The 13,759-nt window shown below is 40.7% G+C and carries 10 protein-coding genes; 3 read left to right on the forward strand and 7 right to left on the reverse strand.

Annotated features, from left to right (window positions below):
- Positions 1–99 precede the first annotated feature (99 nt).
- A complete protein-coding gene (locus MmiHf6_RS05110) occupies positions 100–3,042 on the reverse strand; it encodes a CYTH and CHAD domain-containing protein (RefSeq protein WP_316558627.1) in 2,943 nt (980 codons plus the stop codon).
- A gap of 501 nt (positions 3,043–3,543) precedes the next feature.
- On the opposite strand from MmiHf6_RS05110, the gene MmiHf6_RS05115 reads away from it, so the two are divergent.
- Positions 3,544–4,065 carry a hypothetical protein gene (locus MmiHf6_RS05115; protein WP_316558628.1) on the forward strand — a complete coding sequence of 174 codons (522 nt, stop codon included), beginning with the start codon at positions 3,544–3,546 and terminating at the stop codon, positions 4,063–4,065.
- A 114-nt stretch (positions 4,066–4,179) separates the two neighbouring features.
- Here MmiHf6_RS05115 and MmiHf6_RS05120 read toward each other — a convergent pair whose 3' ends face one another.
- Positions 4,180–5,754: a proteasome-activating nucleotidase gene (locus tag MmiHf6_RS05120; RefSeq protein WP_316558629.1), complete on the reverse strand. Its 1,575-nt coding sequence runs from the start codon at positions 5,752–5,754 to the stop codon at positions 4,180–4,182.
- Positions 5,755–6,363: 609 nt separating this feature from the next.
- On the opposite strand from MmiHf6_RS05120, the gene MmiHf6_RS05125 reads away from it, so the two are divergent.
- Positions 6,364–6,876, forward strand: coding sequence for a multiprotein bridging factor aMBF1 (locus MmiHf6_RS05125; protein WP_316556732.1), 513 nt, complete (start codon positions 6,364–6,366; stop codon positions 6,874–6,876).
- A gap of 214 nt (positions 6,877–7,090) precedes the next feature.
- Here the strand turns inward: MmiHf6_RS05125 and proC are convergent, their stop codons facing one another.
- From proC to MmiHf6_RS05140, 3 genes are all read right to left on the reverse strand, one after another.
- Entirely contained in the window at positions 7,091–7,906 is an 816-nt protein-coding gene (proC, locus tag MmiHf6_RS05130) for a pyrroline-5-carboxylate reductase (RefSeq protein WP_316556733.1), read from the reverse strand.
- Between the two features lie 195 nt (positions 7,907–8,101).
- The gene (gene proB, locus MmiHf6_RS05135; RefSeq protein WP_316556734.1) at positions 8,102–9,244 is read right to left on the reverse strand and encodes a glutamate 5-kinase; all 1,143 of its coding nucleotides are present in this window, start codon (positions 9,242–9,244) and stop codon (positions 8,102–8,104) included.
- Positions 9,245–9,255: 11 nt separating this feature from the next.
- The gene (locus MmiHf6_RS05140) at positions 9,256–10,599 is read right to left on the reverse strand and encodes a glutamate-5-semialdehyde dehydrogenase (protein WP_316556735.1); all 1,344 of its coding nucleotides are present in this window, start codon (positions 10,597–10,599) and stop codon (positions 9,256–9,258) included.
- A gap of 796 nt (positions 10,600–11,395) precedes the next feature.
- On the opposite strand from MmiHf6_RS05140, the gene MmiHf6_RS05145 reads away from it, so the two are divergent.
- Positions 11,396–11,770, forward strand: a complete 375-nt coding sequence (locus MmiHf6_RS05145; protein ID WP_316556736.1) for a DUF356 domain-containing protein — start codon at positions 11,396–11,398, stop codon at positions 11,768–11,770.
- Positions 11,771–12,043: 273 nt separating this feature from the next.
- On the opposite strand, the gene MmiHf6_RS05150 is transcribed toward MmiHf6_RS05145, so the two are convergent.
- Complete coding sequence (locus MmiHf6_RS05150) at positions 12,044–12,886, reverse strand: nucleotidyl transferase AbiEii/AbiGii toxin family protein (RefSeq protein ID WP_316556737.1); 843 nt, start codon at positions 12,884–12,886, stop codon at positions 12,044–12,046.
- The gene (locus tag MmiHf6_RS05155) at positions 12,883–13,473 is read right to left on the reverse strand and encodes a type IV toxin-antitoxin system AbiEi family antitoxin domain-containing protein (RefSeq protein WP_316556738.1); all 591 of its coding nucleotides are present in this window, start codon (positions 13,471–13,473) and stop codon (positions 12,883–12,885) included. The genes MmiHf6_RS05150 and MmiHf6_RS05155 overlap by 4 nt, the downstream gene beginning before the upstream one ends.
- Positions 13,474–13,759: the final 286 nt, after the last annotated feature.

Below are 13,759 nucleotides of genomic sequence, written 5' to 3' on the forward strand. Positions count from 1 at the left end.
AATTTTCGTTCCGATTTCTTTGACTTGGACATTTTTTTCACCGTAAAATCCTGTTTACAATCATTCAATTATAACTTCAAAAATAACTTCAAAATTAATTTAAAAATCCGCTTCCGCAATTATTTTTGCGATTCTTTCATTAAAGAAGCGGCGATCCATCTTTTCCCATTTCGTATGGAAGGCCGCAAGCAGCGTTTCCATCTCTTCTTCGCGGTAATTCTTATACCGGTCAAGCATTTCAAGCGTTGTTTCAATTTCAGCCGTTCTCGTCTCCGCGCTCGTCTCATTCGACGCTTTTCCGCTTTCAGCTTTCGATTTTACACATTCGTTTTTCGCTTTTTCGCTTTTCACGTTTCCGTTTTCCGCCTTCAATTCTTGCCGTTCTTTTTCTTCGGCGATTCTGTCAATATAATTGCCGATGACTTCAACCGCAACCACCGCATCATGGAAATCGCCGAGGATATCCTGGAGTTCTTTAAATTCCTTGATCAAATGTCCGGCGGCATCTCCCAAACAATCTTTAAAGAAATCCAATGTGTAGCGGAAGTTTTTAGCAGCGATTCGCAAGCGATGGAGCTTGTCAACGTAAATGTAAGGACCGTCCATCCATTCGTGATAAGCGGTAATGTCGGCCGCTTTTTCATATAAAACGGCGGGAAGCACATCACAGATGCGAATCGGCGCAACATCCCCCTTTTTGTTGATGTTGGGAATGCCAAGGTAAGTGTTGTCATCAAATGTCTTTTTCAAACCCGTGATGAAATCCGCGTATTCTTCCGATGTCAAATAATCGACAACTTCGACATGCGCTTTTTTTCGGTCGCTTGAAACGAAATCATAAAACACCGACATCTTTTCTCGGCGCGCATTTTCTTTTTTCAGCCATTCATCCGTTTTTTCCAAAATGACATCCAAATCTCTCAGTTCACCGAGTCCCGATAATGTTTTCTTGATATCGGCTTCCATTTCAGCCAGCCGATTCGGTTCCAAGAAATCTTTGAAAATCAGATTTGCCGAACGCATTTTTCGGAGAGCGACACGCATATCGTGAACATCTTCAATATCTCTTTCTAAAAGAACGCCCGGCTCGGCTTTTTCGACTTCATAAAGTCTGCCGAGCAAAATTTTTTCGGCGGCGACAGCCATTATATCTGTTTTTTCAATTTTTAAATTTCGAGTCGGAACGGAATTGTTTGGAGTGTTTGAATTATTTGAATTGTTTAAATTGTTTAAATTGCTTGAATTATTTGAATTGCTTGAATTGTTTAAAATATTTTCAACATCCTCATTTCCAACGCTGTCGTTTTCCGTCTTGTCACTTTCAAGACTTTTGATTTCGGGATTGTCGCTGTCGTTTTCCCATTCAATTCCGATTCTGCTTTCAGTTTCGAATTCGATTTCAAACCCGAATACGATTTCAGAAAACTTCTTTTTCTCCAAAATCGCAACCGTAATCAATGCTTTTCTTTGATATGAAAGCGGCACGTAAAAACCGGCTTTGAGGATTTTGTTTCTGATTTTATCGGGAGACGGCTTTTTTATTTTCCTTAAAACAAAAATCAATGCCAATGTTTTGATTTCATTCAGCGTTAAATTTTCAATCGGGTGCGTTAAAATAATGTCGGCGCCGATGTTGACATTTTTTTCCAAGGACAAGCCTTTTCCGACTCCGAAAAGCTGCGCCGCCGCGTTTAATATGATGCCGTCGTTTTCGGAAAGATTATTGGCAGACTGCAAACAGTCAAACAATATGCCGGCTTCTTTTGCTCTTGATTCGGACTGCACTTCATCCAAGCCGTAATATTTGACAAGCTCTTCCGCGGTCCAAATTTTTCCGTCGTCAATCGGCTTTTGATAAAAATAACGCTCATTTTCATCGCTTTCAAAAACAAAAGCGAACGGAAACATTTCAATACGGTTTTCTTCAAAATCGGTTCTGATTTTGTTGATTTCGGATTCGGACAAACCAAACGCTTGCGCTGCAAATCCTGTCGACATACCGCCGTCAAGAGAAAGCAAAACCGAAGCGTTCTTGGAAAACAAATCTCCGAATTCTTTCGGTTTCTTTAAAAAACCGGTGCTTCCGAAGTAATCCGTCGGATCGGCGGTGTAATCTTTCCCGCAAATCTGCATCAGCGCCGCTTTTTCCTGCGGCAGCAAAAATCCGGAATCGGTTGAATCGTATTCAAAAATTCTTTCATTTACTTCATTTCCGCCGTCCTGTTCGGCTTCCTTGTTTTTATCAGTTTTATCATTTATATCATTTTCATCATTTTTTTCAATCAGATTTTCATTTCCGTCCGAACCGTCCAAATCCGTGAAATAAGATTTCTTTTCAAACTCGGGAATCACTTTTCCTTCGATTTTGTCGCGGTTAAAATATAAAATCAAACCGCGCTCAAATTTAGAAAGCCGGCTGCTTTCAATATTGTTTTGAAGTTCGGGAAGTTCTTTAAGCGCGTCAATGAATTCCTGAAGTTCGTTTTCGGTGCCGTCGGCAAGTTCAATTTCAAGTTCGGTAAACGTATGTTTTTGTTCGGAAAATTTCAGGCTGACCGAATCGACCGACAAATCGCCCAATCTGTTTTCAGAAAAGGATTCGGTTTCCGCGGCTCCTTTTTTGTAAACCGTTTTAAAAATGCGATCCTGTTCAAGCGTTAAAATCGGAACGAGTTCCAAGTCTCCGAGAATATCTTTCAGCATTTTTTCAAAAGCGGGATCGTCAATATCCGCAGGAGTTGAATCAAGCGGCAGCGTTTGAATGATTTCGCGTCGCTTGCAGGCGTCGTCATCAGACGTATCGGCTTGTTTCAGCGTCCAAACCGCGTCGTCTCTGCCGGTTTCAAGTCTTTTTCTCAAATAGATACCGAGTGAAAAAAGCAAGAAATCAGGCGTGTCATAAAAAAAATCCGTAAAGAGCGGGTGAGATTTGTCTTTGATTTGATAATCTTTCACCGACGAAAGCGTTGTTAAGAAGTCAAACGTTTCAGCGTTTTTGATGCCGAATTTGTATTCGATTTCTGTTTTATTGATGCCCGACATTTTTGAATCAACCGCCTGGTTATGAATTTTTTTTGGAATGAAAATAAAAAAATAAAAAATAAAAAATATGATTTAATTTTTTTCGTTTTTGAATTGTTTTTGTATTGCTCTTCATTGTTTTTACTGATGTTTTTGCATTTTAAAGTAAATGAAGTTTGCCAAATATATTTACGCGCTGTTATATAATATGGTGGTTCAAGAGTTTGAAACCCGAAGAAATTAAAAGAATAAAATTGAAAGACAAACATCCAATTTTCATAAAATCGATGAACCTGAACGCCCGATAAAACCCTAAATCTAAAAATAGATTTTATTAAAAATTGGTGTTCCGTTTTTGAATATTTTTTATGAAAACGATGTTTTAATGAGAAGTAAATTCAAATAAAATTTCTAAAACCGCCCCTCCAACGACGCGTTTCCGGAGCGCAGCGGAGGAAAGAAGGAGTTGGAGATTCTAACCATACGAAATAAAACAATCAAAAACCGCTGAGCTGTAATATTTTGCTTTCCGATGCTGTTAAGCCTGCCGGTCTGCAACTGTCTTTTACGGTTTCCGCTGCCGGCAGGTTTGCGTTGCCGCTGTGGGTCAGGTTTGCATTGCTGCCTGTATCTGCTCATTTTAATTGTAATCCGCTCGCATTCGCGAGCGTGCCGCCGCCCCCACCGATTTCTGTTTCCGCTGCTACCTATTGGTTTCTGTTTCCGCTGCTACCTACAGGTTTGTGTTTCCGCTGCCACCTACCTGTTTCTGTTTCCGCTGCTACCTATGGGTTTCGGTTTCCGCTGCTACCTTCAGGTTTCTGTTGCCGCTGTCAATCAGGTTTCTGTTTCCGCTGCTACCTACAGGTTTCTGTTGCCGCTGTCAATCAGGTTTCTGTTGCTGCTGCCGGCAAACTGCCGACCGGCAGCAGCTGCTGCCGCCGCGCGCGAACCGCACATGTTTTAAAAAACAATCAAAAAGGAGAGAGCGAATTTAACAAAAAAAGAATCAAACAGGAGAGAACGAATTTAATAAAAAAATAATCAAAACGAATTGGATTTTTTAAAACCGAAAAATGAACATGCATTTCTTGATTGAAAATGAAAAAAGAAAAAAAGAAAGAAAAAGGAAAAAGAAAAGGAAAATCCTTTCCGAAATCAGTAGAACATATTTTCCGGAACGGGCAATTCTTCCTTTTTCTTGGATTCCATAACTTTATGAATCGCGTTGACAAAATCCGATTTTTCAATCGATGTCTTTTCCTCGCGAACGGCAAACATACCGGCTTCCGTCACAACAGCTTTGATGTCAGCACCGCTTGCATTTTCTGCCAGTTTGGCAAGTTCTTTGAAATCAACGTCGCCTGAAATTGTCATTTTTTCGGAATGAATCTTAAAGATCGATTCACGACCGTCGGCATCCGGAAGCGGAACATAAACCATTCTGTCAAAGCGTCCCGGTCTCAAAATGGCCGGATCCAAAATGTCCAAACGGTTCGTTGCGGCAATGATTTTAACATTCGAGCGGCGGTTAAAGCCGTCCATTTCCGCCAAAAGCTGCATGAGCGTTCTGTGAATTTCGCGATCGGCACTCGTCGTGTCATCCGTTCTTCTCGAAGCAATCGAATCGACCTCATCAATAAAAATGATTGAAGGCGACTTCTTTTGAGCCATTTCAAAAAGCTCGTGAACCATTTTCGCGCCGTCGCCGATATATTTCTGAACAAGTTCGGAGCCGACGACACGAATGAAAGTCGCGTTTGTCGCGTTGGCGACCGCTTTTGCAATCATCGTCTTGCCGGTGCCGGGCGGGCCGTACAAAAGCGCGCCTTTCGGCGGCTCAATGCCGATGCGTTCAAAAATTTCGGGTTTGATAAGCGGCAGCTCAACCACTTCACGAATTTCGCGAAGCTGATCGCCGAGACCGCCGATTTGATCATAAGTAATACTTGTCGACTCAATGAGTTCAAGCGCGGACACTTCCGGCTCTTCCAGCATCGGAAGAACTTCTGCAATGGAAAAAGTCTGCTGATTGAGAGCGACATTCGTTCCGGGCGCAAGCTCTTTTTCCGTTAAATCCATCGGCGCGCTGACAACCAATTGCGGTCCGGCAGAACTGCGGATGACGACATGGTCGTTGTCAATCATTTTAACAACAGTTCCCATCAGAAGCGGCGTTGTTTTCATGCGGTCCAATTCAACGCGAAGACGCTTGGTTTCGCGCTCAAAATGAATCTTATCGTACTCGACAGACTTCTTTTGGGATTCAAGCTGCTGAATGATCCCCTGAGAAAGAATGACTTCCTCGCGCGTGATGTGCAAATCTTTATGACTTTTGACAAGCTCGCTGCGCGTGTTGTTTAAACTTTCTTTTGCCGCGGCAAGTTCGTTTTTGGACTTTTCAAAAGCGGCTTGAACTTCTGCTTTTTCTTCAATCAACTTATTGTAATCGGATTGAAGCGCGTCATAAACGGCCTGACTTTTTTCAACATCATCTAAAAGTCTCGCTTTTTCGGCAACTGCCGACTCTTTTAGAGACTTGATCTCTTCAAGTCTTTGAGCCGAAATCGTTTTCGTCCTCTTCAAAAGCGTCTCCGCTTTCTTTAATTCGGCAGAAAGACGCTCAATTTCCGAATCGAGATCGGATTCGGACATATTTATGTCATCCAAAACGGGCTCGCGCTTTTCTGTCGAATAAACGAGCTTGTCCTTAGGCTTGACCATTTTTTCCATTTTTAACTCCTCTGTAAGTGCCGTTCATTTCAATGCGTATTTATGCCATACATTTCAATGCCGACATCAGCGTAAAGCAATTGCAGCCGCTGTTTTATTTATAGGCTGTTCTGTTTTTAGAATATAATCGGTATATTTTAATTCGTTAAGTAAAAATATATACTTTTCTGAAATTGCGAACGTATTAGAACTTATTAGAACTTATCGGAATGAAACGATTTCGATGAATGAATCGTTTAAAACTTTAATGTTTTAATCTTTTAACGTTTTAATCTTTTTATGTTTTAATCTTTTAATGTTTTAATCTTTTAATGTTTTAATCTTTTAACGTTTTAATCTTTTTATGTTTTAACGTTTAACGTTTAACGTTTTAATTTTAATAATTTCAATCGAAATGATTAATATAATGAGATGATGAATTGAGTAATGAATTGGTGTGAATTGAATGATGAATTCAAGATATACCAAAAATTTAAAATGATTTGTCTCAGAATTTATTTGTTTAGATTTTTGACAACAAATACTCAAAAATCAAACGTCAATAACTAAAACACCATTTATTCGTTAATTAAACGTTTAAACGTAATAAAAACAAGGATGGAAGATCCGATGGAATCTTATGAATGTGAAATTTGCGGCAAAAAAACGAAATTTCCGACGACAGCCGTAAAAATTGAAGGCGCTGAATTTAAAGCCTGCTCCGAATGCGCAAAGCTCGGAACGGTCATTGAGAAAAGACCCGTCAGCCAAACCGGCAAAGCTTACGGAACGCCTGCGCCGACCCGCTACGCGCCGCAAGGCGGAGCAGCGAAAGCGAGACCGAAGAATTATTTTGCAGGTCTTGAAAACGAGCTTGTTGAAGACTACGATCAAGTCATTAAAAAAGCGCGTGAAGCAAAAGGTCTCAGCCAGGAAGATTTGGCTTTAAAAATTAAAGAAAAGGCGACTCTGATCAAAAAAATCGAGCGCAAAGAAATCCACCCCGAAGAATCCGTGATGAAGAAACTTGAAAAAGAACTCAATATCAAATTAACGGAATCATTTGACTCAAGCGAGACATTCGAACACCGCAGCAGCAGCGGCGCGACATTGGGTGACATCGCTTTTGTGAAGAAAAAGTAAGGCGAAAGTCTTATTTTTCATTTTTATTTTTGTTCTATTTTATTTTTATTTCATTTTTGAAAAACGACAATCGTGTTTTATTTTGTTTTTGAAAAGAGGAATCGCCGGATTAATGAAATTTTAAAAAATGTGCCGTTCGCGCGCGGCGAGGCGGCGAACACGCTTGCATTTCCGGCATTTCAATTCATTAATTGCTTTTATTGCTTGCTTTTTATTACTTGCTTTTCTTTCCGAGCTGCTCGGACTTGTCGGCTGCCGCAATGACCGCGTCAATGAACGCCGCACGGACAGCCCGCTGCTCCAAAACGGAAACGCCTTCAATCGTCGTCCCGCCCGGGGAGCAGACCATGTCTTTTAAGGCGCCCGGGTGCATGCCGCTTTCAACGACCATGGTCGCCGCGCCGAGAACGGTCTGCGCTGCCAGCAGCTGCGCCGTGTTGCGGTCAAGACCCGCGTAAACGCCGCCGTCTGCCATCGCCTCAATGATTTGGAAAATGAAAGCGGGACCGCTGCCGGAAAGACCGGTGACAGCGTCAAGCAAATTTTCATTGATTTCCATAGCAGCGCCGATTGCGGAAAAGATTTCCATGGCAATCGCCGCATCAGCGTCGGTCGCGTTTGTGCCGCGGCTGATTCCGGTTGCGCTTTGCAGAACAGTTGCGCAGATATTGGGCATCACGCGAATGACACGGGCTTTGTCGCCGACTAACTTTTCTAAGCTGTCAATCGTCACGCCCGCAGCAATTGAAATGAAAAGCTTGTCTTTTGTCTCACCGGCAGTTGACAAGGCTTCCGCGATGTCTTTGGGCTTGACGGCAATAATTAAAATATCGGAGCGCTTGACGACTTCGGCGTTGTCTTCCGTGACGTAAATGCCGAATTCTTTGCGCGCGGCATCAGCGGCAGGCGCCCAGCGTTCGCCGGCAGCGATGTTATCGGCAGGAACACCGTATTTCAAAAGTCCTTTAATGATTGCGGACGCCATTTTTCCGGCGCCTAAGAAACCGATTTTCTGTTCTTTGAGTGTCATATGAAATCTCTTTTAAAGTTGATGAAATAAAAATTTAAGATTAATAATTGAATAAATTGAAACTAATAAATTGGAGTTGAATTAATTGAAACTGATAAATTGAAACTGATAAATTGAAACTGATAAATTGAAACTGATAAATTGAAACTGATAAATTGAAACTGATAAATTGGAGTTGAATAAATTGATGCGGATTCAGTCCAGCAGCGCCAGATTTTCTTTTCGAATGACATTATCGTAATCTTTGTGACCGATAATTTTTTCGATATCGTCCGTGTGCGCGCCTTTAATCAATTGAATTTCCGCGGCGTCATAATCCGTGATCCCTTTGGCAAAAACCGCGCCGCCGCATTCAATATCAACGACATCGCCGCGCTCAAAATCACCCGTTACCGCAACGATTCCTTTCGGAAGCAAACCGCTTGTTTTCAGCATTGCCTCCATTGCGCCGCGGTCAACCGTAATCGTTCCGGAAGATTTGGAAAGCGCTACCCAACGGTGTTTATTTTTGTCTGCATTTTCGCCGTCGGCATAAAAAAGTGTGCCGATTTCTTCGCCCGCAACCAATCGTGTAATGACGCTGTCGATTTGACTGTTTGCGATAATCATATGGCAGCCGGATTTTTCGGCGATTTTTGCCGCGATAATCTTTGTGCGCATGCCGCCGACGCCTTTTGTACTTGTCGGGTCGCCGCCGTATTTTTCGATTTCGGGCGTGATATGCTCAACAAACGGAATCAGTTTCGCATCCTTATGAAGCTTCGGATTTTTATCATAAAGCCCGTCAATGTCCGAGAGAATAATCAGCAGATCGGCTTCGATTTTACTTGCGACCATCGCCGATAATCGGTCGTTGTCGCCGAAAACCGTTTCGATTTCGTTGGTGCAAGTGCTGTCGTTTTCATTAATGATCGGAACGACGCCGTAGCTGAGAAGCGCACCGATACTGTTTCGAAGATTCAGGTATTTGATACGATCGGAATAAAAGTCATAGGAAAGCAGGATTTGTGCGGATTTCAAATCATATTTGTGAAAAGCTTCGCTCCAGTAACGCATCAGCTCGCCCTGACCGACGGCGGCGGCCGCCTGGCGGATTGGAACTTCGCGCGGTTTTGTCGGAATGCCGAGCAGATTTAAACCGACGCCGATTGCGCCTGACGTCACCAAAATGACTTCTTTGCCTTCTTTTAGAAGCGCTGCCGTCTGAGCCGCGATGCTTTCCAAAAATTCGGTGTTGACAGAAGACTCTTCTTTCATAATGGAGGTCGTCCCGACTTTAATGACAACGCGGGAAACATCTTTGAATAAGTCTTTGCGGTGGATTGGTTTGACTGCCATAAAATCACTGCTTACTGAAGCCGGCAATATTTTTCCTGTGTTTTTTCGTGCTTGTAAGGCTTTGCGCTGTCGCCGACATAATCTTTAACAACATGACCGCTGCCGGAGAGGATGTATTTGTAAATCATCAAACCTTCCATGCCGACGGGGCCGCGGGAATGAATTTTGTTGGTGCTGATGCCGACTTCCGCGCCTTTACCGTAACGGAAACCGTCAGCGAATCGGGAAGACGCGTTGATCATCACGCTGGAAGAGTCAACGAGTCCGGCGAATTTATCAATTTCTTTTTGGTCTGTTGAAAGAATCACGTCGGTGTGATGCGATCCGTGTTTGTTGATATGCTCAATCGCTTCATCGACGTTGCCGACGATTTTGATTGAAAGGATCAAATCATTGTATTCGGTGTCCCAATCCTCATCGGCTGCCTTTTTCAAATCGGGAATGCCTGCGGCTTCTGCGATTTTGTAAGACGCGTCGTCGAATCGAAGTTCAACGCCGTTGTTTTGATAAATGCGGCACATTTCGGGAAGGAATTTTTCGGCGATTTTGTCATCGACGAGAAGTGTTTCAATCGCGTTGCACGCGGCAGGATATTGAATTTTGGAGTCGAGGCAGACGGTGTACGCCGTGTCCAAGTTGGCCGATTCCGCGACGTAGGCGTGGCAGATGCCGCTTGTGTGGCCGAGAACGGAAATGCGCGTGTTGTCCTGGATGTATTTGACAAAATCATTGGAGCCGCGCGGGATGAGCAGGTCGATGTATTGGTCAAGTTTCAGCATTTCGGCGACGTCTTCGCGGCTTTCGGCGAGTTGGAACGCGCCAACGGGAATTTCGGGAATTGTTTTCATGGCGTCGGTCAAGACATCAAAAAGCGCGCGGTTGGAGTTTTTCGCTTCGCTGCCGCCTTTGAAAATCGTTGCGTTGCCGCTTTTGAGGCAAAGAGACATAACTTGAGGAACGACATCGGGGCGCGCTTCGAAGATGACGCCGATGACGCCGATCGGGCAACTGACTTGGTAAAGCGTCAAACCGTCGTCCAAAACGAGCGTTGAAAGTGTTTTTCCGACAGGATCTTCGAGTTTTGCGACATCGCGGATGCCGGAAACCATGTCTTTGAATTTCGCGTCACTCAATTTCAGGCGGTCGTAAAGCGCGGCCGACATATCGCCTTTTTCAATCATTGCTGCGGCAGCATCCAAATCTTTTTGGTTGGCATCGAAAATGATCTGCTTGTTTTTCTCAAGCGCCTGCGCCATTGCTTCAAGCGCTTTGTCTTTGGCATCGGTTGAGACGTTGGCCAAAAGAACGGAAGCGGCTTTTGCTTTGGATGCTTTTTCCTGCATTTGATTTTCCATAATATTCCTCAATTTATTCTTCAATTCACCGAAATTTAATTTAAAAGATTTTCAAACTAAATTTTTCAAACCTGAATATCAAATAATGATTCGATCAATAATGATTCGATCAATAATGATTTGACCAATAATGATTCAACCAAATAATGATTCAACCAAATAATGATTCTATTTAAGATTTTAAAACTCAATTATTTTTTAGTATATTTAATATTTTTAATTTTTAATGAAACATTAAAAATTTGAAATTTGAGGTTTAAAACCAATTGAAATTCAATTGAAATATGCGTAAAGAAAAACAACGACGATAAATATACCTTTTGTTTTCAATTATCGTTTTGAGAGTCTTTTGGTAATTGATGCGTTTAAACTTTTGTAAAAAATATATTAAAGAGTAATCTTTATAAGTTAATCAAACATCAGAGAAATGAACATTATTCTAATTATTAGTCAGTTTAAATAGTGACAAAAATCCGAGAAAAACAGAAAAGATTTAAATTTCTCTGTGTCATACATTCTCTGAAACATTTTGCAAATGTTAAAAACAAAACCGCCATTTAAAAGTGGGGAAAAAACGTCAATAAAAGAAATAATTAACAGCTGTATTATAAACGGCTGCCGTAAAACAACTAACGTAAAACAGTTTATGCAAAACATAAAAACAACGATTAATTGTTCAAAGGGATAAACAATATAAATCAGATGCACCACACTCCGAGAAACGGCTTAAAACGACTCGAAAAACAAAAACAATAGTGGTTATTTGGTCAAAACAGTATTAAGATATGGTGGAAAAATGAAATCTTTCGCTTTAATTCGGGCAGATGACCCTGACAAAGTCAAAATTGCTTTACACGATTTGGAAACATACGGTCACATGCAGTTCAGTGAAAATCCGAAGAATATCGGAACGAAATATGCTGATCAAATTTTGACAAGCGTCATGAGCGTTACGCTTAAAGCAGAATGCTGCGCAGCGTCTTTGGTCAGATTGGAAACACCTCCGGGTGCGGCGATCAGTAATTTGAAGAAAATTCACCCGCCGGCACACATTATAATTATCAGTCCGCGCCACGACAATATTTATGAAGAACTGGCCACGAACTATGATAATTTCCCGGACTTCGACCGCAAATTCACAAATGTTCCCAAAGAGAGAAAAGCAGAATAAGCAATAATCGGAAATTTCCAAATTATTATAATTCTCAATTATAATTCTCAAATCCATTTTTTTGAACTCATTCAATTAATGAGGAAGAGCGTAGCTTGCGGTACGTTTAACATATTTTAATTTCTGTTGAGCAGTCGACGCGCGCGAACGGCACCATTTTTCGTAATATTTTCAAACTTGTTCTTTGTTTTTATTTTGTTTTCAAACTCGTCTTGCGTTTTTGTTGTTTTCAAATTGAAAACATTCCATATCGATTAATTAGTCGTTATGGATTCAGGGAAGATCATCAATCAGTTTTTCAATGAATAAACAAACTTCTTTGAAATCGATATCAGAGGCATAAACAAAATGTTTCTGATAAGTCAGCCATCGTTGGTTCATTTCAGGATTTTCTCGAATTTCCGACAAAATATGATGATAATTATCTAAAATAGAAGAGCTGCCGCGGAAATCCATTGTTTCTTTAAGGGCTGCGCTTAAATTGTTTATATCAACAGGATTTGTTTGAAGTTTTGATAAAACATAAACATCATAAAAATCACGAGGTCTTGTATTCGCAATGCTTCGAGATAAAATCGTTTCGATTTTTTCGGCTAAGATGGTTTCTAAAGGATAAGAAAGAACATCAATGCCCCTGTCCTCAAACATCAAATGGAAACGACGATTGATTTCATGAGGAGTGATGCGATCTCCTGTCGTCACATCAACGGAAAAAGAAATTTTCATGCCGGCATAAACAGCAATCAATTTTATTCGAATCCCGGGATAATGATCAAAAAGACGAATCTCCTCCAATGATGAAATTGTAAAAAGAATGTCATCATCTGCGTCAATCATGCAAATTTCTTTGAATATTTGAGAAAGGGATTCAACCGACAAAGGAAATCCTTTCACCGTTGTATCGATGTCCATTGTTGTTCTGGCACTCAGACCTGTATATGAAGAAATCAGTAAACCGCCTTTCAAAATGAAATTGTGACGATAATTTGAAAGTGAAATGCGTTCCAGAAAACGCTCCATCATATAATTTTGCATTACCGCATCAGAAGGAAGTTCCAGCTCTGCCGCTTTATTTTTTACGGCTGCCTTCATTTGCTGAACATTTTTAAATTTCATAATAATGCCTCTACATAACGACGTATTTTATTTTCAACATGTGTTTTTTTTGCATAATCCATAAGTAACGGAATGTTTTTTTGTTCACTGCCGAGATACCTTTTCATCGCATCCGTAATAATTTGAATATCTGTTGATTGTCCTCTTGAAATATCGCATAACGTTTTTTCAATGTTGTACACCTGAACAGGATGGTTATAAGCCGTCATTGTTTTGCTGATTCCCAATTTATAAAGAGCAGGAATCGAATGTTTGACAACGACTGATTCGTTCTGAATGGATTGAGAATGATAACCGTACGGAAATGTCAGTGTGTGTTTAAACGGCACACGGTCTGTGAAATTTAATAAATAAAGCGCGGATTCATGTGAAAAAATGCCTCGAGAATATCGCATCTGGAGAATATACATTTCGTCTTCCCAAGCATCCGGCAACACATAGATACCTCTGTCCGCTTTATAAAGAAGATGATTTGTTTCGAGTTTTGAAAGATAATGACGGGGAATGCCTGCTTTTGTCACTTGAGAGGAAGTAACAATGCCGTTATTTTCCGACGCCATTTCTAAAATTTTGTCAGAATGATTCATAGAATAATAAGTACAATTATACTCAAATCTATAAATAATTTGAGTATAATTGTACTAAATCATCAAATTTGAAAAGAAATTGAAAAAGCAGAATCAAATAAAAACATAAACGAAAGTACTATAAAATACAAATATACTCAAAATAAACAAAAAATTGAGTATAATTGTACAGGGTTTAAAAAACAAAAGAAAACACGAAAACAGAATCATAAAAATAAAAACAAAAAATAAAAAATAAAAACAAAAAAATAAAAAACAAAAAAAAATCTGAAAAAAATCACAACAA

The sequence above is a fragment of the Methanimicrococcus hongohii genome, assembly GCF_032594095.1.
GTDB classification, from domain to species: domain Archaea; phylum Halobacteriota; class Methanosarcinia; order Methanosarcinales; family Methanosarcinaceae; genus Methanimicrococcus; species Methanimicrococcus hongohii.

What these genes read in the sequence shown, in the direction of transcription:
- proB (WP_316556734.1), bottom strand. Translation starts at nt 9,244, where the DNA reads ATGGCAGTCAAACCAATCCACCGCAAAGACTTATTCAAAGATGTTTCC.
- MmiHf6_RS05110 (WP_316558627.1), bottom strand. Translation starts at nt 3,042, where the DNA reads ATGTCGGGCATCAATAAAACAGAAATCGAATACAAATTCGGCATCAAA.
- MmiHf6_RS05155 (WP_316556738.1), bottom strand. Translation starts at nt 13,473, where the DNA reads ATGAATCATTCTGACAAAATTTTAGAAATGGCGTCGGAAAATAACGGC.
- MmiHf6_RS05150 (WP_316556737.1), bottom strand. Translation starts at nt 12,886, where the DNA reads ATGAAATTTAAAAATGTTCAGCAAATGAAGGCAGCCGTAAAAAATAAA.
- MmiHf6_RS05140 (WP_316556735.1), bottom strand. Translation starts at nt 10,599, where the DNA reads ATGGAAAATCAAATGCAGGAAAAAGCATCCAAAGCAAAAGCCGCTTCC.
- MmiHf6_RS05125 (WP_316556732.1), top strand. Translation starts at nt 6,364, where the DNA reads ATGGAATCTTATGAATGTGAAATTTGCGGCAAAAAAACGAAATTTCCG.
- proC (WP_316556733.1), bottom strand. Translation starts at nt 7,906, where the DNA reads ATGACACTCAAAGAACAGAAAATCGGTTTCTTAGGCGCCGGAAAAATG.
- MmiHf6_RS05120 (WP_316558629.1), bottom strand. Translation starts at nt 5,754, where the DNA reads ATGGAAAAAATGGTCAAGCCTAAGGACAAGCTCGTTTATTCGACAGAA.
- MmiHf6_RS05145 (WP_316556736.1), top strand. Translation starts at nt 11,396, where the DNA reads ATGAAATCTTTCGCTTTAATTCGGGCAGATGACCCTGACAAAGTCAAA.